The organism is Arthrobacter sp. 2RAF6, from assembly GCF_052115205.1.
In the GTDB taxonomy this organism is placed as follows: domain Bacteria; phylum Actinomycetota; class Actinomycetes; order Actinomycetales; family Micrococcaceae; genus Arthrobacter.
The window spans coordinates 36,902-57,803 of record NZ_JBFRGF010000012.1; the positions used below are offsets into that span (position 1 = coordinate 36,902).

General features: G+C 63.4%; 16 protein-coding genes. 2 read left to right on the forward strand and 14 right to left on the reverse strand.

The window, feature by feature from the left end; all coding sequences use genetic code 11:
* Window positions 1–49 precede the first annotated feature (49 nt).
* From AB4Z38_RS10810 to AB4Z38_RS10875, 14 genes are all read right to left on the reverse strand, one after another.
* The gene (locus AB4Z38_RS10810; RefSeq protein ID WP_441429703.1) at window positions 50–1,276 is read right to left on the reverse strand and encodes a phosphoglycerate kinase; all 1,227 of its coding nucleotides are present in this window, start codon (window positions 1,274–1,276) and stop codon (window positions 50–52) included.
* A gap of 9 nt (window positions 1,277–1,285) precedes the next feature.
* Window positions 1,286–2,296 (reverse strand): type I glyceraldehyde-3-phosphate dehydrogenase, encoded by a 1,011-nt coding sequence (gap, locus tag AB4Z38_RS10815; protein ID WP_441429704.1) that lies wholly within the window; start codon window positions 2,294–2,296, stop codon window positions 1,286–1,288.
* A gap of 285 nt (window positions 2,297–2,581) precedes the next feature.
* Window positions 2,582–3,205, reverse strand: coding sequence for a superoxide dismutase (locus AB4Z38_RS10820; RefSeq protein WP_441429705.1), 624 nt, complete (start codon window positions 3,203–3,205; stop codon window positions 2,582–2,584).
* 109 nt (window positions 3,206–3,314) lie between these two features.
* The gene (gene whiA / locus AB4Z38_RS10825) at window positions 3,315–4,295 is read right to left on the reverse strand and encodes a DNA-binding protein WhiA (RefSeq protein ID WP_133202987.1); all 981 of its coding nucleotides are present in this window, start codon (window positions 4,293–4,295) and stop codon (window positions 3,315–3,317) included.
* A gap of 9 nt (window positions 4,296–4,304) precedes the next feature.
* Complete coding sequence (locus AB4Z38_RS10830; RefSeq protein WP_441429706.1) at window positions 4,305–5,321, reverse strand: gluconeogenesis factor YvcK family protein; 1,017 nt, start codon at window positions 5,319–5,321, stop codon at window positions 4,305–4,307.
* Complete coding sequence (gene rapZ / locus AB4Z38_RS10835; protein WP_234749478.1) at window positions 5,321–6,244, reverse strand: RNase adapter RapZ; 924 nt, start codon at window positions 6,242–6,244, stop codon at window positions 5,321–5,323. The genes AB4Z38_RS10830 and rapZ overlap by 1 nt, the downstream gene beginning before the upstream one ends.
* An 87-nt stretch (window positions 6,245–6,331) precedes the next feature.
* Entirely contained in the window at window positions 6,332–8,326 is a 1,995-nt protein-coding gene (gene uvrC / locus AB4Z38_RS10840; protein WP_441429707.1) for an excinuclease ABC subunit UvrC, read from the reverse strand.
* A 57-nt stretch (window positions 8,327–8,383) separates the two neighbouring features.
* Window positions 8,384–9,052 (reverse strand): lysophospholipid acyltransferase family protein, encoded by a 669-nt coding sequence (locus AB4Z38_RS10845; protein WP_059389285.1) that lies wholly within the window; start codon window positions 9,050–9,052, stop codon window positions 8,384–8,386.
* Window positions 9,039–9,743: an HAD hydrolase-like protein gene (locus AB4Z38_RS10850; protein WP_268818955.1), complete on the reverse strand. Its 705-nt coding sequence runs from the start codon at window positions 9,741–9,743 to the stop codon at window positions 9,039–9,041. Before AB4Z38_RS10850 ends, AB4Z38_RS10845 begins: the two co-directional genes overlap by 14 nt.
* Window positions 9,744–9,855: 112 nt before the next feature.
* Window positions 9,856–12,783 (reverse strand): excinuclease ABC subunit UvrA, encoded by a 2,928-nt coding sequence (uvrA, locus tag AB4Z38_RS10855; protein ID WP_441429708.1) that lies wholly within the window; start codon window positions 12,781–12,783, stop codon window positions 9,856–9,858.
* 65 nt (window positions 12,784–12,848) lie between these two features.
* Window positions 12,849–13,226: a GntR family transcriptional regulator gene (locus AB4Z38_RS10860; protein WP_441429709.1), complete on the reverse strand. Its 378-nt coding sequence runs from the start codon at window positions 13,224–13,226 to the stop codon at window positions 12,849–12,851.
* Window positions 13,213–15,015 carry an ABC transporter ATP-binding protein gene (locus AB4Z38_RS10865; protein WP_441429766.1) on the reverse strand — a complete coding sequence of 601 codons (1,803 nt, stop codon included), beginning with the start codon at window positions 15,013–15,015 and terminating at the stop codon, window positions 13,213–13,215. The genes AB4Z38_RS10860 and AB4Z38_RS10865 overlap by 14 nt, the downstream gene beginning before the upstream one ends.
* Window positions 15,016–15,104: 89 nt before the next feature.
* Complete coding sequence (locus AB4Z38_RS10870) at window positions 15,105–16,847, reverse strand: ABC transporter ATP-binding protein (protein WP_441429710.1); 1,743 nt, start codon at window positions 16,845–16,847, stop codon at window positions 15,105–15,107.
* Window positions 16,848–16,983: 136 nt separating this feature from the next.
* Window positions 16,984–17,763, reverse strand: coding sequence for a trans-aconitate 2-methyltransferase (locus tag AB4Z38_RS10875; protein ID WP_441429711.1), 780 nt, complete (start codon window positions 17,761–17,763; stop codon window positions 16,984–16,986).
* A 57-nt stretch (window positions 17,764–17,820) separates the two neighbouring features.
* Here AB4Z38_RS10875 and AB4Z38_RS10880 point away from each other — a divergent pair, with 57 nt between their 5' ends.
* Window positions 17,821–20,382 carry a DEAD/DEAH box helicase gene (locus tag AB4Z38_RS10880; protein WP_441429712.1) on the forward strand — a complete coding sequence of 854 codons (2,562 nt, stop codon included), beginning with the start codon at window positions 17,821–17,823 and terminating at the stop codon, window positions 20,380–20,382.
* A 20-nt stretch (window positions 20,383–20,402) separates the two neighbouring features.
* Window positions 20,403–20,900 (forward strand): GNAT family N-acetyltransferase, encoded by a 498-nt coding sequence (locus AB4Z38_RS10885; protein WP_441429713.1) that lies wholly within the window; start codon window positions 20,403–20,405, stop codon window positions 20,898–20,900.
* Window positions 20,901–20,902: the final 2 nt, after the last annotated feature.

Below are 20,902 nucleotides of genomic sequence, written 5' to 3' on the forward strand. Positions count from 1 at the left end.
CGGCGGGGCGCTTGCCTTCCAGGAAGGGCGCCCCGCCGGCCGTCTGGCCTTAGCGGTCCAGAACGCTCAGGCCGGGAAGATCCTTGCCTTCGAGGTATTCCAGGCTGGCGCCGCCGCCGGTGGAAATGTGTCCGAACTGGGAGTCCTCAAAGCCGAGGGTCCGGACGGCCGCGGCGGAGTCGCCGCCGCCCACCACGGTGAATGCCGGCGTCTCGGTCAAAGCCTGGGCGATGGCACGGGTGCCGCCCGAGAAAGCTTCGAATTCAAAAACGCCCATGGGTCCGTTCCAGAACACCGTCTTGGCAGCCTTGATCTGTTCGGCGAAAGCTGCCGCGGATAGCGGTCCGATGTCCAGGCCAATCCCGGAGGCACCGAACGAACTGTCCTCGATCGCGTCTGCGGCGACCACTTCGTGTTCAGCGTCAGCAGCAAAGCGGCTTGCGACCACCACGTCGGTGGGGATGACGAAGGCGGTACCGGCGTCGGAAGCGCGCTTGAGGTAGTCCTGGACCACCGGGATCTGGTCAGCTTCAAGCAAGCTGCCCGCCACCTTGTGACCAACCGCTGCGAGGAACGTAAAGAGCATTCCACCACCGACGAGGATGGTGTCAGCCTTGCCCAGGAGGTTGTCGATCACGGCGAGCTTGTCCGAGACCTTGGAGCCGCCGAGAACCACGACGTACGGGCGCTGGGTATCCGTGGTGAGTTTGCGAAGAACCTCCACCTCGGTGTGGACGAGGTCCCCCTGGTAGGAAGGAAGCCTGGTGGCGACGTCGTACACGCTGGCATGCTTGCGGTGGACGGCACCGAAGGCGTCATCCACGAACGCACCATTGTCACCGGTCAGCGCTACGAGTTCATCGGCGAAGGCGCCGCGCTCGGCGTCGTCCTTGCTGGTTTCGCGGGCGTCGAAGCGGACGTTCTCCAGGACCAGGACGTCTCCGTCGTCCAGGGACCCGGCCAGCTCCTTGGCGGACTCACCAACGGTGTCTTCCGCGAGCTGGACCTTGAATGGCGCGAGCTCCGCAAGCCGCGCCACAGCGGGCTTGAGCGAATACTTGGCCTCGGGAGAGCCCTTGGGGCGTCCCAGGTGGGCCGTGACGAGCACGCGGGCACCGGCGTCCGAGAGCTTTTCGATGACCGGGAGGGAGGCCTTGATGCGGCCGTCGTCGGTCACTGTAGAGCCGTCGAGCGGCACATTCAAGTCACTTCTGACAAGAATGTACCGCCCGCGGACACCTTCAGCGATCAGTTCGTTGAGGGTGTGAGATGTCATGTGTCTACCCTAGCCCAGCTTGGATGCGACGAGCTCCGTGAGGTCAACGAGGCGGTTGGAGTAGCCCCATTCGTTGTCATACCAGGAAACAACCTTGACCTGGTTGCCGATGACCTTGGTGAGGCCGGAGTCGAAGATCGAAGAAGAGGGATCGCCGACGATGTCCGAAGAGACGATCGGATCCGCCGTGTAGCTGAGGATGCCCTTGAACTGCTCGGTCTCGGAGGCAGCCTTGAGCGCTGCGTTGACTTCCTCAACGGTCACTTCGCGGGAAACCGTGACAGTCAGGTCCGTGGCGGAACCGGTCGGGACCGGAACGCGGATGGCGTAGCCGTCGAGCTTGCCCTTGAGCTCCGGAAGCACGAGGCCGATCGCTTTGGCAGCACCCGTGGAGGTGGGAACCATGTTGATCGCTGCGGCGCGGGCACGGCGAAGGTCGCTGTGCGGACCGTCCTGCAGGTTCTGGTCTGCCGTGTAGGCGTGGACCGTGGTCATGAGGCCGCGCTCGATGCCGAAGGCGTCGTTGACGACCTTGGCCAGCGGGCCGAGGCAGTTGGTGGTGCAGGAAGCGTTGGAAATGATGTGGTGGGTTGCGGGGTCGTAGAGCTCGTGGTTGACGCCCATGACGATGGTGATGTCTTCGTCCGACGCAGGAGCGGAGATCAGGACCTTCTTGGCACCTGCATCGATGTGCTTCTGTGCGGCGGCAGCCTTGGTAAAGAAGCCGGTGGACTCGATGACGATGTCAACGCCCAGTTCGCCCCAGGGGAGGTTCGCAGGATCGCGCTCTGCAAGGACCTTGATGATGTTGCCGTCGACAATGAGGTTGCCCTCTTTGACTTCAACCGACTGGGTCAGGCGGCCGCCGACGGAGTCGTACTTCAAAAGGTGGGCAAGCGCCTCGGGACTCGTGAGGTCGTTGACCGCAACAATTTCGAGGTCCGCACCCTGGGCGAGTGCTGCGCGGAAGTAGTTGCGGCCGATGCGGCCAAAGCCGTTGATACCAATACGGGTGGTCACTATTCAGTCTCCTTGGTGCTCTTGCAAGCACACCTAGTGAGTCGGATCTTGATTCCAACTAACAATTCCCGCACATCTTTGGGCAGAAGTGATTATCAGATCGGAGGGCGACCAGCCACATTGCTGAAGGCTAACCGCCTTCCGTGACCCATCTTACGTTTAACTACGTCTGCCCCCGCAACTGCGGGGGCAGACAATCCGGTATTTGGGCGAAATTCACCTGAATGTGAAGTTTGTTACATTCCTGTGTATTCCGCGTCACTCACCGATTCGGGACGGAGTTCCCTAGAGAACGATCAGCCCGGTGGCGTTCGCGCGGGCCGCTTCGAAGCGCTTCGCGACGTCTGCCCAGTTGACGATGTTCCAGAAGGCCTTGACGTAGTCAGCCTTGACGTTGACGTAGTCCAGGTAGAAAGCGTGCTCCCACATGTCCAGCATGAGCAGCGGGGTTGTGCCGACTGCGACATTGCCCTGCTGGTCGTAGAGCTGCTCGATGAGGAGGTTGCCGCCGATGGGCTCGTAGGCGAGGAAGCCCCAGCCGGATCCCTGCAGGCCGAGCGCGGCTGCCGAGAACTGGGCACGGAAGGCATCGAAAGAGCCGAAGGCGTCGTCAATGGCTGCAGCCAGCTCACCCTCGGGCTTGTCGCCGCCGTCCGGGGAGATGTTGTTCCAGAACACGGAGTGGTTGATGTGGCCACCGGTGTGGAACGCGAGGTCCTTGGAGAGGCGGTTGATGTTGGCGAAGTCGCCCTTGTCGCGCGCCTCGGCCAACTGGGCCAAAGCGTTGTTGGCGCCTGCTACATAGGCAGCGTGGTGCTTGCTGTGGTGCAGCTCCATGATCTTCGCCGAAATGTGCGGCTCAAGTGATGCGTAGTCGTAGCCGAGCTCGGGCAGTACGTACTCTGTCACGAAATCCTCCAATGTAGTGGACCGGGGTCCGGTTGGTAACTCTCGTTTTGTTCATCCGGCCGGCGAACCGGCCGGAAATCTACACCCTGACGATTCTAGGGCGGGAGCTTTATTCGTCCATCATTTCGGGGGTCACATTTGCCTCGGTACCCGGGATCCCCAGGTCGCCGGCCCGCTTGTCCGCCATGGCCAGAAGCCGGCGGATCCTCCCCGCGATGGCGTCCTTTGTCATGGGCGGATCGGCAAGCCGGCCCAATTCATCCAGGCTGGCCTGTTTGTGGGCCACACGGAGTTCACCAGCGTACTTGAGGTGGTCGGGAACGTCGTCGCCCAGGATTTCCAGGGCCCTGTCCACGCGGGCGCCGGCCGCGACTGCGGCCTGGGCCGATCGGCGCAGGTTGGCGTCGTCAAAGTTCGCGAGGCGGTTGGCCGTGGCCCGGACTTCCTTCCGCATGCGGCGCTCCTCCCACACCATGAGGGCGTCATGGGCGCCCATCCGGGTGAGCAGCGCAGCGATGGTGTCACCGTCACGGATGACCACGCGATCCACGCCGCGCACTTCCCGGGCCTTGGCCTGGATGCCGAGGCGACGGGCGGCCCCCACCAGGGCAAGCGCCGATTCCGGCCCGGGACACGTGACCTCGAGCGAAGAGGACCGGCCGGGTTCGGTGAGGGATCCGTGAGCCAGGAACGCGCCGCGCCACACCGCTTCGGCGTCCGAAGCCGAACCGTTGACGACGGCGGACGGCAAGCCACGTACAGGCCGTCCGCGGCCGTCCAGGAGGCCGGTCTGGCGGGCCAGGGCCTCGCCGTCGCGCACTACTCGGACAACATAGCGGCTACCGCGACGGAGTCCCCCGCCGGACACGACGATGATCTCGCTCTGGTGCCCGTAGACTTCGGCGATCGCGGCGCGCAGCCTCCGTGCCGTTGACGCGAGGTCAACCTCTGCCTCGATCACGATTCGGCCCGAAATGATGTGCAGTCCGCCGGCAAAACGCAGCATGGCCGAGACTTCGGCCTTGCGGACGGACGACTTCTTGATGTCCAGCCGGGAAAGTTCTTCCTTGACCGATGCGGTCAGTGCCATCGCATGTTCCTAACTATTCCCGAAGATATCGTGATACGCCGATGCCAGACGCAGCGGGTCGTGGACTGGACGGCGGCTCGACGCCCCCACTTTACCCAAGACCACCTCTGCACCGATCATCCCGGCAGCGCGTTCGAACTCCTTGAGGTCCGATATCGAGGAGGGATCGGCCAGGACAACGTCCACACTGAACTCCGGCGCGTAGTGGCGCAGGGCATCCAGGTGGTCCGCGGCGGACATCCCGGAGGTTTCCTTGGTGTCCATGGCGAGGTTCATGGTGAGGCAGCGTTTGGCCGGAGTGTCGCACAGGGCCTGGCGCATTTCGGGCAGCAGCAGATGCGGCAGCACGGACGTGTACCAGGATCCGGGACCCAGAATGATCCAGTCCGCAAGCTCGATGGCAGTCAGCGCTTCAATGCAGGCGCGCGCGTCATCCGGGAGGAGCCTGACGTTTTCGAGGGATCCGGCGACGGCGCACTTGGCCTGGCCTTTGACGGCCTTGAACTCGTACCCGCCTCCCGGCAAGGGGACTCGGACATCGCCCTCGATGTTCAGCGGTTGCGTGGACATCGGGAGGACCTGGCCACGGGCACCCAAAAGGGCGCCTGCCCATTTCAATCCAGCCACGGCGTCGCCCAGAAGCTCCCAGAGGGTAACAATGAGCAGGTTTCCCATGGCGTGATCGTCCAAGGAGCCCCTGCGACCGTTTGGAGTCCTGAAGCGATGCTGCATGACATCCCGCCAGGTGCGCCCCCAATCGGTGTCGTCACAAAGGGCGCTCAGCGCCATTCGAAGATCGCCCGGCGGAAGGACGCCGTACTCTTCACGCAGCCGCCCGGAGGATCCGCCGTCGTCGGCAACGGTGACAATCGCGGTGAGCTCGGATGTCAGGAGCCGCAACGCCGACAACGACGCGGAAAGGCCGTGTCCGCCGCCCAGCGCCACAACCGAGGGGCCCTTGGCGGGCTGGCTGCCCGGGGTGCCCTTCGGTGGAACCAGCGGCAGGGGTCCGGTCAGGACCCCCATTACTCGCGACCCAGATCGCGGTGGCTTGTGGTGACGGTGACGCGGGGATATTGCGCCAGCCGCTTGGAAAGTTCGACGGCGACCGCGACCGAACGGTGCTTCCCGCCCGTGCAACCGACAGCAATGGTGGCGTAGTGCTTGTTTTCGGTCCGATAGCCGTCCAGGACGGGTTCCAAGGCAAGGACGTAGCGGTCAACGAAGTCCTTCACGCCCGCGGCACCCAGCACATAATCGCTGACATCGGCGTCGAGTCCCGTGTGCGGACGCAATTTCGGAACCCAGTGCGGGTTGGGGATGAAACGTGCATCCGCAACGAAGTTGGCGTCCACGGGCAGGCCGTATTTGAAGCCGAAGCTCATGACGTTCAAGCGCAAAGCGACAGGGCCCGTGTCGGTGAAAAGTTCGGTGATGGCGGTTGCCAGGCCATGGACGTTGTACGTACTCGTGTCCAGGACCACGTCCGCCGATTCCCGGAGTTCCTTCAGGACGTCGCGTTCCGCCGCGATGCCGTCCAGGATCCGGCCGCCACCTTGGAGCGGATGCGGGCGGCGGCCCTGCTCAAAGCGCCGCACCAGGACGTTGTCGCTGGCGTCGAGGAAGAGGACGCGGAAGGTGATTCCGCTGGCGCTGAGGGCGCCAAGCGCCGTCCTGATGTCGGTGAAGAGCCCTTTGCTGCGCACATCGACGACGACGGCGAGCTTGGGGATGGACTGGGGCGCGTGCGAGACGATTTCGGCAAGCGTCCCCAGCATCTGCGGCGGAAGGTTTTCGACGACGTACCAGCCGTGGTCTTCCAGGGCGTCCGAGGCGGTGCTGCGGCCTGCTCCGGACATGCCAGTCACCACCAGCAGTTCCGCTTCGACAGGCTTGACGGGGATGAGACCGTCCTGCTCCGCGCCGGATCCTGCTGTTGACTCTGACATCAAGTGTCCCCGTTTCTGAGATGGTCCAAAGTTTCTGGGATGCTCCAAGGCGGACCACCTTCTGGAGGGGTCCGCTTATTACCCTAGCTAAATTTCAAGGATTTCGCCGGTGGTCATGTTCACGGCAGGAGCGGCCTCTCCGGAGGCGCCGGCTGCCGCCAGATGGCTGACGACGGCATCCGCCAATGCCGGGCCGATCCCCTTCGCGGCCGTGAGCTCAAGGGCTGTCGCGGCTTTGATCTTCTTGAGGGAACCGAAATGCGCCACGAGCGCCTTCCGTTTAGCTTCGCCGAGGCCCGGAACGCCGTCGAGTGCGGACACCGTCATCGCCTTTCCACGCTTCTGCCGATGGAAGGTGATGGCGAAGCGGTGGGCTTCGTCGCGGATGCGCTGGAGCAAGTAGAGCCCCTGCGAAGTGCGGGGCAGAATCACCGGGAAGTCGCTGTCCGGCAACCAGACTTCTTCGAGCCGCTTGGCCAGGCCCACGACGTAGACGTCGTCGATCCCCAGTTCCGCGAGTGCCCTCGCGGCGGCATTCACCTGAGGCTGCCCGCCGTCGACGACGACGAGGTTCGGCGGATAGGCGAATCTCGCCTTGGCTCCCGTGAGGGCAGGGTCATCCGGCGACGGCTCCCCGGCGCCGGAGTTCGGAACCTCTCCGCTCTTGGGAAGCTGGGCGGATTTATCCTGCAGGTAGTGCCTGAAGCGCCTGGTAAGAACGTCGTGCATCGCAGCGGTGTCGTCGCTTGCCGCCGCGCCCGTGATGGAGAACTTCCTGTAGTCGGCCTTCTTGGGGAGACCGTCCTCCACCACCACCATCGACGCAACCACGTTGGTGCCCTGCACATGGGAAATGTCGTAGCACTCGATCCGGAGCAGCGGCACGGGAAGCTCGAGCGCTTCCTGCAGTTCCTGGAGCGCCTGGGAGCGGACGGTGATATCGCCGGCCCGCCGGACTTTGTGAAGCTTCAGCGCCTGTTCGGCGTTTTCGCGGACGGTGGACATAAGCGCGGCCTTGTCACCGCGCTGCGGCACCCTGATATCCACCTTGGCGCCCCGGAGGCCGCCTAGCCATTCAAGCAGTTCGTCATGGTTGCTCGGAATCTCCGGCACGAGGACTTCGCGCGGAATACGGCCCTGGTTGTCGCTGTCCTCTCCGTAGACCTGCTGCAGGAGGTGCTCGATGAGCTCCGGAGTGGTGGCGTCTTCGACTTTTTCCACGACCCAGCCCCGCTGGCCGCGTACCCGGCCGCCCCTGACGTGGAATACCTGCACGGAAGCCTCGAGGTCGTCGTCGTGCAGGGCGAAGACATCCGCGTCGGTGTCTTCGGAAAGCACGACGGCGTTGCGCTCGAACACTTTGCGGAGGGCGATGATGTCGTCCCGGAGCCGCGCTGCCCGTTCGTAGTCCAGCTCTGCGACGGCGGCGCCCATGTCCTTTTCGAGGCGGGTGATGAAGCGTTTCGCTTCGCCACCCATGAACGAGCAGAAGTCTTCAGCAATGGCACGGTGCTCCTCGGCGGTGACACGGCCGACACACGGGGCCGAGCATTTGTCGATGTAGCCGAGCAAGCATGGCCGACCGCTGGCCTGGGCCCGCTTCAGCACGCCGGGACTGCAGCTGCGGACCGGAAAGACCCGCAGCAAAGTGTCCATGGTTTCGCGGATGGCCCCGGCCGTGTACGGCCCGAAGTAGCGGGTGCCCTTGCGGCGCTCCCCGCGCATGACCTGGACCCGCGGGAGCTTCTCCCCCATACTCACCGCAAGGTACGGATAGGTCTTGTCATCGCGGAAGACGACGTTGAAACGGGGCTTGAATTCCTTGATCCAGGTGTATTCGAGCTGAAGCGACTCAAGCTCGCTGCCCACCATGGTCCATTCGACGCTGCTGGCCGCGTGCACCATCGCATGCGTCTTCGGCAGCAAACCCGCGGGGTTGGCGAAGTACGAGTTCAGCCGGGAGCGGAGGTTCTTCGCCTTGCCCACGTAGATGACACGACCGTGCGGATCCCGGAACCGATAGACGCCGGGGGTGGTGGGGATTTCTCCCGTCTGGGGTCGATAACTCGCTGGATCTGCCACAGATCCAGTCTAGTAAGGGAATCGCACTCCCCCGTACGGGCCGATCAGCCCACCGAGCTACTCCGCGGACTTGCTCTGGTTGTAGCTCGTGGAACGTTCCTGGCCGCTCAATACCGCAATGGCATCCATGATCTTGTCAGTGACTTCGCGCCTGGCCGGCAGGGAATGGTCCGGACCGGTCTTCTCGAAGTACAGCGGCTCGCCGACCTTCATGGTGAAATGCTGCGGACGAACGGTGTTGCGGTCCACGGGCTGCAGCTTGTCCGTGCCGATAAGGCCAACCGGCACCACGGGCGCCCCCGTGGTCAGGGCAAGCCAGCCGACCCCGGTACGTCCGCGGTAAAGCAAGCCGTCGCGGGAGCGGGTTCCCTCCGGATAGATGCCGATGCCCCTGCCGTTCTCCAGGATGTCCAGGAGGGTCTTGAGGGCCTGCACACTGGCCGCTTGCTCTCCACGTTCCACCGGAATGGATCCAACTGCCTGGAAGAACGCCTTCATAGCGCGGCCTTTGAAGCCTTTGGTCGTGAAGTACTCTGCCTTGGCAAAGAAGCCCACCGGGCGCGGCATCAAGGCCTGGACAATCACGCTGTCCAGGAAAGACAAATGGTTCGGGGCCACAATGAAGGGCCCTTCCTTGGGCACGTTTTCCAGCCCGATGACCGTGGGCCGGCAGGTGCTGGAAATCAGTCCGCGCGTGGTCCAGCGGATGACATCAAAGGCTTCCATCGTTCTGCACCTCGCTCAGGGCCGCCGCGCGGACAGCGTCAAGTTCTTCGATCTTCTTCAGCAGCTGCGCCGCGTTGTCCACGACGGCCACGGCGCCCGCCTCTTGAAGTTCGCCGTCGGGCGCAAATCCCCAACTGACCCCGATGCAGTCGAGTCCGTTAGCCATGGCACCGGCAACATCCTGGTGGCGGTCCCCGACCATCACCGCAGGCTGGGAACGCAACGTGGCCAGCGCGGCACCAACGATTGCCACCTTGCCCGGAGCTGTATTGGCGGCCATTGACTCGTCGTCCGGGGCACCGCAGATGGAGGCAAAGAAACCGGCAATGCCGTGGTGCTCCAACACGATATGCGCCAGGCCTTGAGGTTTCTGGGTGGCCACGGCAACCGGCCGCCGCGACTCCGCGAAGAACTGCAGGAGCTCACGGATACCGGGATAGAGGCGGCTTTGACCGATTCCGACGGAACGGTAGTAGCTGCGGTAAAGCCCAATGACCTCGTCGACTTTTCCCGCGGGAACCCCGGCAATGTGTTCCAGCGAATCGCTGAGCTTGGGTCCAACCATGGAGTCCAGCACGGCTTGTTCCGGGACACGGAGGCCCATTTCGCCAAGGGCCGCGGCGATGCCGCCGGTTATGCCACCTGCAGGATCGACAAGGGTGCCGTCCAGATCAAAGATTACGGGCACCATTGTTTGAGTCACCGGGTTAGTTTCTCACGAGTTGAGGCATGCCTGAAACTCACATGCCGGCCGAGGAACACTTCGGCCGCCCCCGAAATATTCCCCGGCCAATCACGCAGGACTAGCCGAGAATCTCCGCCAGGAAGGTCGCGGTATGGCTTTCCGTGGACTTGGCAACCTGTTCGGGCGTGCCCGTTGCCACGATGCGCCCACCCCCTGAACCGCCATTGGGGCCAAGGTCCACAATCCAGTCGGCGGACTTGATAACGTCAAGGTTGTGTTCAATGGTGATGACAGTGTTGCCCTTGTCCACCAAACCCTGCAGCACCATGAGCAACTTGCGGATGTCCTCGAAATGGAGGCCCGTGGTGGGCTCGTCCAAGACATATACGCTCCGGCCATTCGAACGCTTCTGCAGTTCCGAGGCCAGCTTCACGCGCTGCGCCTCACCCCCGGAAAGGGTGGTGGCGGGCTGACCGAGCCGGACATAGCCGAGACCGACGTCGACGAGGGTATTCAAATGCCGGGCGATTGGGGTGAAAGCGGCAAAGAACTCGGCGCCCTCCTCGATGGGCATGTTGAGGACGTCCGCGATGGTTTTGCCCTTGTAATGGACCTCGAGGGTTTCCCGGTTGTACCGGGCGCCATGGCACACCTCGCACGGAACATACACGTCCGGCAGGAAGTTCATCTCGATCTTCAGGGTGCCGTCGCCGGAGCACGCTTCACAGCGGCCGCCCTTGACGTTGAAGGAGAAGCGGCCAGGCTGGTATCCGCGGACCTTGGCTTCGGTGGTTTCCGCGAAAAGCTTCCGGATGTTGTCGAAGACGCCGGTGTAGGTGGCGGGGTTGGAACGTGGAGTGCGCCCGATAGGGCTCTGGTCCACGTGGACCACCTTGTCGAGATGCTCAAGGCCTGCCACCGAACGATGCCGGCCGGCAACCTGCTTTGCACCATTGAGCTTGTTGGCAAGAACCTTGTAAAGGATCTCGTTCACCAGGGTGGACTTCCCTGAACCACTGACGCCCGTGACAGCCGTGAAGAGGCCCAGCGGGAAGGTGGCGTCAACGTTGTTCAGGTTGTTTTCGCGTGCGCCGATGACCTTGAGCTCGCGCTTCTTGTCATACTTGCGCCGCTTGGCCGGGATATCGATCTTGCGTCGCCCGGACAAGTAGTCGCCGGTCAGCGAGTTCGTGTTTTCCAAGAGTTCCTTGTAGGAACCGGAGTGAACCACCTGGCCACCGTGCTCGCCGGCGCCGGGTCCGATGTCCACTACCCAGTCGGCCTCGTGGATGGTGTCTTCGTCGTGTTCGACGACAATCAGCGTGTTGCCCAGGTCTCGCAACCGGGTGAGCGTTTCGATGAGGCGGCGGTTGTCCTTCTGGTGCAGCCCGATGGACGGCTCGTCCAGGACATACAGGACGCCGACCAACCCGGAGCCGATCTGCGTGGCAAGCCGGATGCGCTGGGCTTCACCGCCGGACAAGGTCCCGGACGGCCGCTCGAGATTCAGGTATTCGAGCCCGACGTCCAGGAGGAATGTCAGGCGCGCCTGGATTTCCTTGAGAACCTGGTGGGCGATCTGGGCCTCGCGGTCGGTGAGCGTGAGGCTGCCGAGGAAGTCGGCGCAGTCACGCATCGGAAGGGCCGCCACCTCAGCGATGGACTTTCCATTGATCAGCACGGATAGCGACGCCGGGTTAAGCCGGGCACCGTTGCATGCGGGGCAAGGAATCTGCCGCATGTACTCTTCGTAGCGGTCGCGTGCCCAGTCGGAGTCCGTTTCGCCGTGCTTGCGGTGAACGTACTGGATGGCGCCTTCGAAGCCGGTGCTGTACTTGCGCTCCCGGCCGAACCTGTTGCGGTACTGGACAACTACTTTGTGGTCCTTGCCATGCAACACGGTTTGTCGCACTTCCTGTGGCAGCTTCTCCCAGGCGGTGTCCATGGAGAAGTCGAGCTCCAGGGCAAGGCCCTCCAGGAGCCGGTTCCAATACTCCGTGGTGGCAGTACCCAGGGACCAAGGCGCGATGGCACCCTGATTCAAGGAAAGTTCCGGGTTGGGGATCACCAACTCTTCATCGACTTCGAGCTTGGTGCCGATACCGCTGCAGGCCGCACATGCGCCGAAGGGGTTGTTGAACGAGAAGGATCGAGGCTCGATTTCGTCGATGGCCAGCGGGTGCTCATTGGGGCACGCAAGGTTTTCGGAGAAGGCCCGGATCCGTGCGGGGTCTTCGGCGTCGAGATCCACGAACTCGACCAGTACACGGCCTTCCGCAAGTCCGAGCGCAGTTTCGATCGAGTCGGTCAGCCGTTGGCTGATCCCTTCCTTGACTACCAGCCGGTCCACAACCACTTCAATGGAGTGCTTGAATTGCTTGCCGAGCTTGGGCGGATCGCTCAGCTGGACGAGATCTCCGTCAACCCGGGCGCGTGAATATCCCTTCGCGCTGAGCTCTTTGAAGAGCTCGACGAATTCGCCCTTGCGCCCGCGGACCACGGGGGCAAGGATCTGGAAACGGGTGCCGGATTCGAGCTCCAGCAACTGGTCGACGATCTGCTGCGGCGTCTGGCGCGTGATCGGTTCGTGGCATACCGGGCAATGCGGCCGGCCGACTCGTGCCCAGAGGAGGCGCATGTAGTCGTAGATCTCGGTGATGGTGCCCACGGTGGAACGCGGGTTCTTGCTCGTCGACTTCTGGTCGATGGACACCGCCGGTGAAAGGCCCTCGATGAAATCCACGTCCGGTTTGTCGACTTGGCCCAGGAACTGGCGGGCATAAGCCGACAGTGACTCCACGTACCGGCGCTGGCCCTCGGCGAAGATGGTGTCGAAGGCCAAGGACGACTTACCCGATCCTGACAAGCCCGTGAAAACGATCATGGCGTCACGGGGAAGGTCGAGATCGACGTTGCGCAAGTTGTGTTCACGCGCTCCCTTGACCACAAGCCGGGACAGGTCATGTCTTACGGACGGCGCAGCTTGCTGCGCGGAAACGCTTGCGAAGGATTCGACGGCGGGGACTTCAGCTACGGCTTTAGGCACCCACTAATGCTAATCGAAAACTTCTTCGAATTTCCATGTGGCTTCCCGCAGCCTACCGACGGGTATCAATCGGCGTCGTAGGCCGCTGCCAGAAGCTGCACAGCCTCCGCGAAACTGGCACCCTGCGCTTTGGCCGCCGCCGAGTAGCTCGCAGCCACGGCTGCCAATGCGCTCCAGCGGTCATCCCGGGCGCACACGACTGTTCCGTTGCGGCCACGGGTGGCGACCACCCCGGCCGCTTCAAGTTCCTTGTAGGCCCGGGCCACGGTGTGGGGGGCGACATCCAACTGTTCGGCCAAGCTGCGCACCGCGGGAAGCTTGGTCCCGACAGCCAGGGTGCCGCCGTCGGCCAACTCGATGATGCGGAGCCGAAGCTGTTCGTACAGGGCGACGGTGCTGGACTGATTGGGACGCCACGAACCGGGAAACTCAAGCTGGCTCATTTGCTTCCCTCTCCCCGTGCTCGGCGCGATGCTTCGCGGACCTCACCGGCATCACGGTGAGCCCGCCACCTCCGGCGGCGAACTGTGCTTCGTGCAGGTGGGCGTAGTGCCCGCCAAGCACCAACAACGAATGATGGGTGCCGTGTTCAACGATCCGTCCGTGGTCCATGACGAGAATTAGATCAGCGTCGCGGATAGTGGACAAGCGGTGCGCAATGACGAATGACGTCTTGTTGCTCCGCAGCCTGTGCATTGCTTGGCGGATGAGGACTTCCGTGCGGGTGTCCACTGAACTTGTCGCCTCGTCCAGGATCAGAATGGGGCGGCCGGAGAGCCGTGCGCGCGCGATGCTCAGCAATTGCCTCTGGCCCTGGCTGAGGGGTTCCCCTCCGTTGCTGAGCATGGTTGAGTACCCGTTGGGGAGCGAGCGGACAAAGTGGTCAACATGGCTCGCCTCGGCTGCGGCCACGACGTCTGCCTCGCTGGCTCCCGGAAGTCCATACTCGATGTTCTCCCGGATGGTGCCCGTGAAAATCCAGGGATCCTGGAGAACGACGCCGAAATTCCGGCGGAGTGCATCACGTCCCATGCCGGCGATGTCCACGCCGTCGATCGTGATCCTTCCGGAGCCGAGTTCGTGGAAACGCATGAGGAGGCTGACCAGGGTGGTCTTCCCTGCTCCGGTGTGCCCGACAATGGCCACTGTCTGCCCCGGTTCCACATGGAAGGACAGGTCCTCGATCAGGGGGGCATCCGGCCGGTAGCTGAAGGAGATGCGTTCGAAGGCAACTCTCCCCGAAGGGAGATCAAACCGTGCATCAAAGCTTGAACCGTCGGCGCGGGCACCGGAGCCCTCCGACGGTTCCCCTGCCAATTCGGCTGCGTCCAACAGCTCGAAGACCCTGCTGGCGGAAACTGCGCAGGACTGCAGGACCTGGGCCATTCCGCCGATCTGCCCCAGCGGTTGGCTGAATAGCCTGTTGAATTGGATGAACGCTTGGATGCCGCCGATAGTCATTGCCCCGGCGAGGAACTGGAGAGCACCAACAATCGCGACCCCCACATAGCTGGCGTTCGACACGAAAGCCATGAGGGGTACCAGCAACCCTGAAGCGAACTGTGCCTTCGAACTGGCGGCGTAAAGCCCGTCGTTGTGGTCAGCGAAGCGGACCGCCATCGCCGACTGGGCGTTGAAAAGCTTGATGGTCTCATGACCGGTAGCTGTCTCCTCCACGAGGGAGTTCACGTCCCCCGTGGCTTCCCATTGCCGGACGAAGTATTTCTGCGAGCGTCGGGTCACGACTATCGACGCCAAGGCCGATACCGGAACAGCCAGGAGGGACACGACGGCAAGGAGCGGCGAGAGCAGCAGCATCATCGCGAGGGAGCCGATGACCATCAGCGTTGAGGTCAGGAGTTGGGAAAGGAGCTGGTTGAGTGTCTGCGACACGTTGTCGAGGTCGTTCGTGGCACGGCTCAGGACGTCCCCCCGGGTGCGGCCGTCGTAGTAAGCCACGGGAAGCCGGTGCAGTTTCGCTTCCACGGCTTCCCGCAGGTCGTGCGCGAGCCGCTGCACGGCGAGGGCGTTGAGGCGGCCTTGCACCCAGCTGAGCAGCGAGGTGACGCAATACATGCCTGCGGCTACAAGCAGCAGGAAGACGAAGCGCCCGGCGTCGAACTGCGCGCCGAACACGGCTGCCGCGATGACGTCGGTGGCGTCGCCCAGTATTTTCGGCGCGGCGACATTGAGCGTGACAAAGCCGCAGATGCACAGGATCGCCGCGGTCATGATGCCCCTGGCGGGCTTCATCAAGCCCACGAGGCGGAGGAGCGACCGTGACGGATTCCCTGTGACGCCGGGGTGCTCGCCTTCGGTGCTCACGCGGCTTCTTCCGTTTCCATCTGGGACGCGACGATTTCCCGGTAGGTCTCCGAGGACTCAAGAAGTTCGTCATGCGTTCCTTTTGCCACCAGGCGGCCCTCGTCGATGAGCAGTATCTGGTCCGCCGACACCACGGTGTTGACGCGCTGGGCGACGATGATGACGGTTGCCCCGCGGAGTTCCGGTTCAAGCGCGGCACGGAGTTTCGCTTCCGTCACTGTGTCCAGCGCCGAGAAGCTGTCGTCAAAGAGGTAGACAGATGCGGGGCGCAGGATTGCACGGGCTATGCATAAGCGCTGTCGTTGACCGCCGGAGAGACCGGCGCCGCCCTGGGACAACGTGGTTTCCAGTCCTTGCGGCAACTCGTTCACGAAATCCGCGGCCTGGGCCGTCTCAAGGGCATGCCACAATTGCGAATCGCTCGCGGACGGCAGTGAAATCCGCAGGTTCTCGGCGATGGTTCCGCGGAACAGCCAGGTCTCCTGGGGCACGACGCCGAGCTGGCTGCGCAAGGCACCGAGGGGAACGGCGGCGATATCCCGGCCATTGAGCGAGATGGTTCCGCTGCTCGCCTCAAGCAGTCTCGGCACAAGGCTGACAATGGTCGACTTGCCGCTACCCGTGGAGCCGATGACCGCCGTCGTGGTTCCCGGAGCAGCGTGGAAGGTGATGCTTTCCACCACGGGGGTTTCAGCTCCCGGGTAGGCGAAGACGACATTGTCGAAGCGCAGGCCTTCCGCCGAAGGACGGGCGGCCGTTCCGTGGGCAGTGTTTCCCGGCAGGACCTTTTCAGATTCCGTATTGAGCACTTCGGTGACGCGTTCAGCGCTGACAGCCGCGCGGGGTGCCGTGCTTAACACGTACATTGCCATCATGATCGCGAGGAGGATCTGCATGATGTAGGCGATGAACGCAGTGAGCGCACCGAGCTGCATGTCTCCGGCAATGATGCGGTGCCCGCCGAGCCAGACCACGCCCGCGGAAGAGAGGTTGACTACGGTCATGACGAGCGGAAGCATGGCCGCGACGATCCGGGCAGAACGGAGATTGTTCTTTGTCAGCGCCTCGTTGGCGGCCTCGAACCGTTTCATCTCAAACGGCTGGCGGACAAAGGCCCGGATGATCGCGGTCCCCAGGATCTGTTCGCGGAGCACGCCGTTGATCCGGTCAACCAAGCCTTGGCCTTCGCGGTACAGCGGGACGAGCTTGCGGACTATCAGCAGCATGATGACCAGCAACACGGGAACGATGGCGAAAACGATCCAGGACAGGGCTACGTCCTGTTCGACTGCCAGGATCACGCCGCCGATGCCCATGACGGGCGCTGCCACAAGCATGCTGAAAACGAGGACCGTGATGTTCTGCAGTTGCAGGACGTCATTGGTGGTCCTGACCACGAGGCTGGCCGGACCGAAGGCTGCGACGTCCTGGTCGGGCAGGGAGTGAATCTTGTCGAAGAGTTCCTGCCGCAGCCCGCGGCCGATCTTCATGGCGACAATTGCCCCAAGGTAGCCGGCCAGCACGGCGGCAAGCACCTGGATGACCGTGAGAACCAGCATCCAGGCGCCCAGGCGCAGGATCACCTCGCTGTTCCCGGCAACAAGGCCGTCGTCGACGATCTTGGCGTTGAAGGTGGGCAGGAGGAGCGTGGCGCCGGTCTGGACAAGCTGCAGAAGAACGATGGCCAGCACGTGGGCCTTGAAGGGGACGAGGCGCTGCAACAGCAAGGATGCCAGCACACCGCCTCCAATCGTTGGCCTCCGGAGCAGCGAATTCCACGATGCCGCACCGCGATCGCGTTGCCATTGTAGTTCAGATCACAGTGCGAAACCTTGTAATGGCGGCACTTCCAGGGCCCTGTGGACTTGGGTCCGCTCAACCCCGCTTTTGTGCCACCGCAAAAATCCGGCGGAAGGCAAACACGGTCCCATGCCGGTCCCGTGGATAGGCCTCGCGGAGCGCGGCTGCGTATTGCTTTTCGAAGGCGCGCGCTTCGTCTTCGGGAAGGGCTGCGAGCACCGGACGCAGGCCGGTGCCCCGCACCCACTCCAGCACGGGATCGGCTCCCGGCAGAAGTTGCTGGTAAGTGGTTTCCCAAGCGTCGGCGTCGCATCCGGCGTCGAGCATGATCCGCAGGTAGTCGGCCGGCTCCCCGACAGCCTCGTCATGGCGGAGCACACCGGACAGCTTTCCGGACCATTCCGCCGAACCGGCCAGCTCGCGCATGAGCACGTGGGAAGGCGCACCGAAATTTCCGGGGACCTGGAGCGCAAACCATGCTCCCGGTTTCAGCGCTTCGAGCCACGCGGCGAGCATCGTCAAGTGACCCGGCACCCATTGCAGTGCCGCGTTGCTGACCACGACGTCGGTGTCCGCTTCCGGCGTCCACTCGGCAATGTCCCTGCGGACGAACGAAAGACCTGGTTGCGCGCCAGTGAGGACTTGGGCTCTGGCCAGCATTTCGGCTGAGGAGTCCAGCCCGACGACGACGGCGCCGGGCCATCGCGTCGCGAGGGTCGCCGTCAACTTCCCCGGACCGCAGCCGAGATCCACGACGTGCCGCGGATCGTCCGCCAGAATTCCCGACGTCAGATCAAAAAACGGCCGGTCGCGGTGATTGCCGAACTCGACGTACTTGGCTGGATCCCACTTCACTGCTTCCTCCATCGTCGGTCTCCGTGGTCTGCTCCACCCACACTAAGCTGGAAGGCAATGAAACTTCTTGAGCAGCTCCCGGTAACCTCCAACGCTGGAACCTCCAACGCCGGATCGGGCAGCGGACGCGTCGACCCGGACGAAATCTACACACGCTTCGTCGAATGGACGGAGAGCCGCGGGCTTCAGCTCTACCCCGCCCAGGACGAGGCCATCATGGAACTCGCGTCCGGCTCCAACGTCATCCTGGCAACCCCCACCGGTTCCGGGAAGTCCCTTGTGGCGATCGCCGCTCACTTCGAGGCGATGTCCCGCGGCTTGCGCAGCTACTACACCGCCCCCATCAAGGCCTTGGTCTCCGAGAAGTTCTTCGCCCTCTGCGACATTTTCGGAGCCGAGAACGTTGGCATGATCACCGGTGATTCCGGAGTCAACCAGGATGCCCCGATCATTTGCTGCACCGCCGAAATCCTCGCCAACATCGCTTTGCGCGAAGGCAAGGAAGCCGAGCTTGGCACGGTCATCATGGACGAATTCCACTTCTACTCCGATCCCCAGCGCGGTTGGGCGTGGCAAGTGCCGCTCCTGGAACTCCCCCAGGCCCAGTTCCTGTTGATGTCGGCCACCCTGGGAGACGTCAGCCGTTTCGAAACCGGCCTGAGCGAACTCACCGGACGGTCCACTACGACCGTCAGTTCGGCCGAACGGCCCATCCCGTTGCACTACTACTTCCAGGAAACGCCGGTCCACGAAACCCTCGAGGAACTGCTGAGCACCAAGCAGGTTCCCGTGTATGTGGTGCATTTCAGCCAGGTCGAGGCCATCGAGCGGGCCCAGAACCTCATGAGCGTCAACATGTGCACGCGCGAGGAGAAAGACAAGATTGCCGAGCTGATTGCCGGTTTCCGGTTCGCCGCCGGCTTCGGCAAAACCCTCAACCGGCTGGTCCGCCACGGCATCGGCGTCCATCATGCCGGCATGCTGCCCAAGTACCGCCGCCTCGTGGAGCAATTGGCGCAAGCAGGACTCCTGAAAGTCATCTGCGGCACCGACACGCTCGGCGTCGGGATCAACGTTCCCATCCGCACCGTCCTCCTGACTGCCCTCAGCAAGTACGACGGCGTCCGCACCCGCCTGCTGAACTCCCGGGAATTCCATCAGATCGCCGGCCGTGCGGGCCGCGCGGGCTACGACACTGCCGGAACAGTTGTGGTGCAGGCCCCCGAACACGTGGTGGAGAACGCGAAGGCGATGGCAAAGGCCACTGCGAAGTTCGGTGACGACCAGAAGAAACTGCGGCAAGTCGTGCGGAAGAAGCCGCCGGAAGGCTTCGTCTCGTGGGGGCAGCCCACCTTCACCCGTTTGGTGGAGTCCGTACCGGACCCGTTGACCTCGAGTTTCACCGTGACGCATGCAATGCTGCTCAACTTGATGGAGCGCCCCGGCGACCCGTTCGCCGCTGCCCGCCGTCTCCTCACCGAAAACCACGAGGCGCGGCCCGCCCAACTGCAGCTCATGAAGAAGGCCCTGAGTATCTACCGCGAGCTGTTGGCGGCCGGAGTGGTTGAACGCATTCCCGAGGCCGAGCAGGAGAAAGAAGGCCGATCCGTCCGGCTGACCGTTCACCTGCAAGCCAACTTCGCCCTGAACCAGCCGCTTTCACCATTTGCCCTTGCCGCGCTCGAGCTCCTGGATCCGGAGTCGCCGTCGTACGCCTTGGACGTCGTGTCCGTGATCGAAGCGACCCTTGAGAAGCCCCGGCAGATCCTCTCTGCGCAGCAGAAGAAGGCACGGGGCGAGGCCGTCGCCGCGATGAAGGCCGATGGCATTGATTACGACCAGCGCATGGCGATGCTCGAAGCGGTCAGCTACCCGCAGCCTCTCGCGGAGATCCTCGGCGAAGCGTTCGAGGTGTATCGCAAGGCCGCACCATGGGTGGGCGACTTTGAGCTGGCTCCGAAGTCGGTGGTCCGGGACATGTACGAGCGCGCCATGAATTTCGGTGAGTTCGTCCAGTTCTACGGACTGGCCCGCTCCGAGGGGATCGTGCTGCGGTACTTGGCCGATGGCTTCAAGGCCCTGCGCCAGACAGTCCCCCAGGACTCGCTCCGCGAAGACCTCGAGGACCTCATCGCCTGGCTGGGTGAACTGGTCCGCCAAGTCGACTCCAGCCTGCTCGACGAGTGGGAAGAGCTCACCTCCGGGGTGGCTCCGACGCCGCACGACGCTCCGCCTCCTCCCCCGCCGTCGCTCACGTCCAACATCCGCGCCTTCCGGGTCATGGTGCGCAACGAAATGTTCCGGCGCGTTGAGTTGTTCGCGGACGAAGACGCGGCCGCCTTGGGCGAGCTCGACGCCGGCAGCGGCTGGGATGGGGAGCGCTGGGAAGACGCTCTGGACGACTACTTCGACGAACACGACGACATCGGAACCGGCCCCGACGCCCGGGGCCCGGGACTCCTCATGATCACGGAGGAACCCGGCATCTGGCGGGTGCGGCAGATTTTCGATGACCCGGCCCGCAACCATGACTGGGGCGTTTCCGCCGAAGTGGACCTGGCAGCCTCGGACGAGAGCGGCACCGCAGTGGTCAAGGTGACCTCGGTCAACCGCCTCTAGGCGCCTAGTAAGCTCGAATCATGAGTGTTATCCGCCCTGCCACAGTGTCCGACGTCCCCGCGATCCTGCAGATGATCCACGAGCTTGCGGTCTACGAAAAAGAGCCCGACGCCGTGAAGAACACGCCGGAAATGCTCTCCGAGGCCTTGTTCGGCGAGCATCCGCGGGTATACGCGCACATGGCGGAAAACGCGGCAGGAGACGTCCAGGGATTCGCCTTGTGGTTCCTGAACTACTCCACGTGGGAAGGCGTCCACGGCATCTATCTCGAGGACCTCTACGTCACGCCCGATGCGCGGGGCGAGGGCCATGGGAAGGCGCTCCTGCAGCATCTAGCCGCCACCGCCATCGAACGCGGCTATGCGCGGGTGGAATGGAGCGTCCTGGACTGGAACGAACCGTCCATCAACTTCTACCGCAGCCTCGGTGCCGTGCCCATGGACGGCTGGTCCACGTTCCGGCTGACCGGCGAAGCCCTGGGTGCCTTCGGCAGCGACAAGGTCATGGCTCGTGGCTGAGC

Bases quoted from the DNA above. Each gene is read 5' to 3' on its own strand.
- AB4Z38_RS10810 (WP_441429703.1), bottom strand. From the start codon at position 1,276: ATGACATCTCACACCCTCAACGAACTGATCGCTGAAGGTGTCCGCGGG.
- whiA (WP_133202987.1), bottom strand. From the start codon at position 4,295: ATGGCACTGACCGCATCGGTCAAGGAAGAACTTTCCCGGCTGGACATC.
- AB4Z38_RS10830 (WP_441429706.1), bottom strand. From the start codon at position 5,321: ATGGGGGTCCTGACCGGACCCCTGCCGCTGGTTCCACCGAAGGGCACC.
- rapZ (WP_234749478.1), bottom strand. From the start codon at position 6,244: ATGTCAGAGTCAACAGCAGGATCCGGCGCGGAGCAGGACGGTCTCATC.
- AB4Z38_RS10845 (WP_059389285.1), bottom strand. From the start codon at position 9,052: ATGGAAGCCTTTGATGTCATCCGCTGGACCACGCGCGGACTGATTTCC.
- AB4Z38_RS10850 (WP_268818955.1), bottom strand. From the start codon at position 9,743: ATGGTGCCCGTAATCTTTGATCTGGACGGCACCCTTGTCGATCCTGCA.
- AB4Z38_RS10860 (WP_441429709.1), bottom strand. From the start codon at position 13,226: ATGAGCCAGCTTGAGTTTCCCGGTTCGTGGCGTCCCAATCAGTCCAGC.
- AB4Z38_RS10865 (WP_441429766.1), bottom strand. From the start codon at position 15,015: ATGACCGCGGCGATCCTGTGCATCTGCGGCTTTGTCACGCTCAATGTC.
- AB4Z38_RS10880 (WP_441429712.1), top strand. From the start codon at position 17,821: ATGAAACTTCTTGAGCAGCTCCCGGTAACCTCCAACGCTGGAACCTCC.
- AB4Z38_RS10885 (WP_441429713.1), top strand. From the start codon at position 20,403: ATGAGTGTTATCCGCCCTGCCACAGTGTCCGACGTCCCCGCGATCCTG.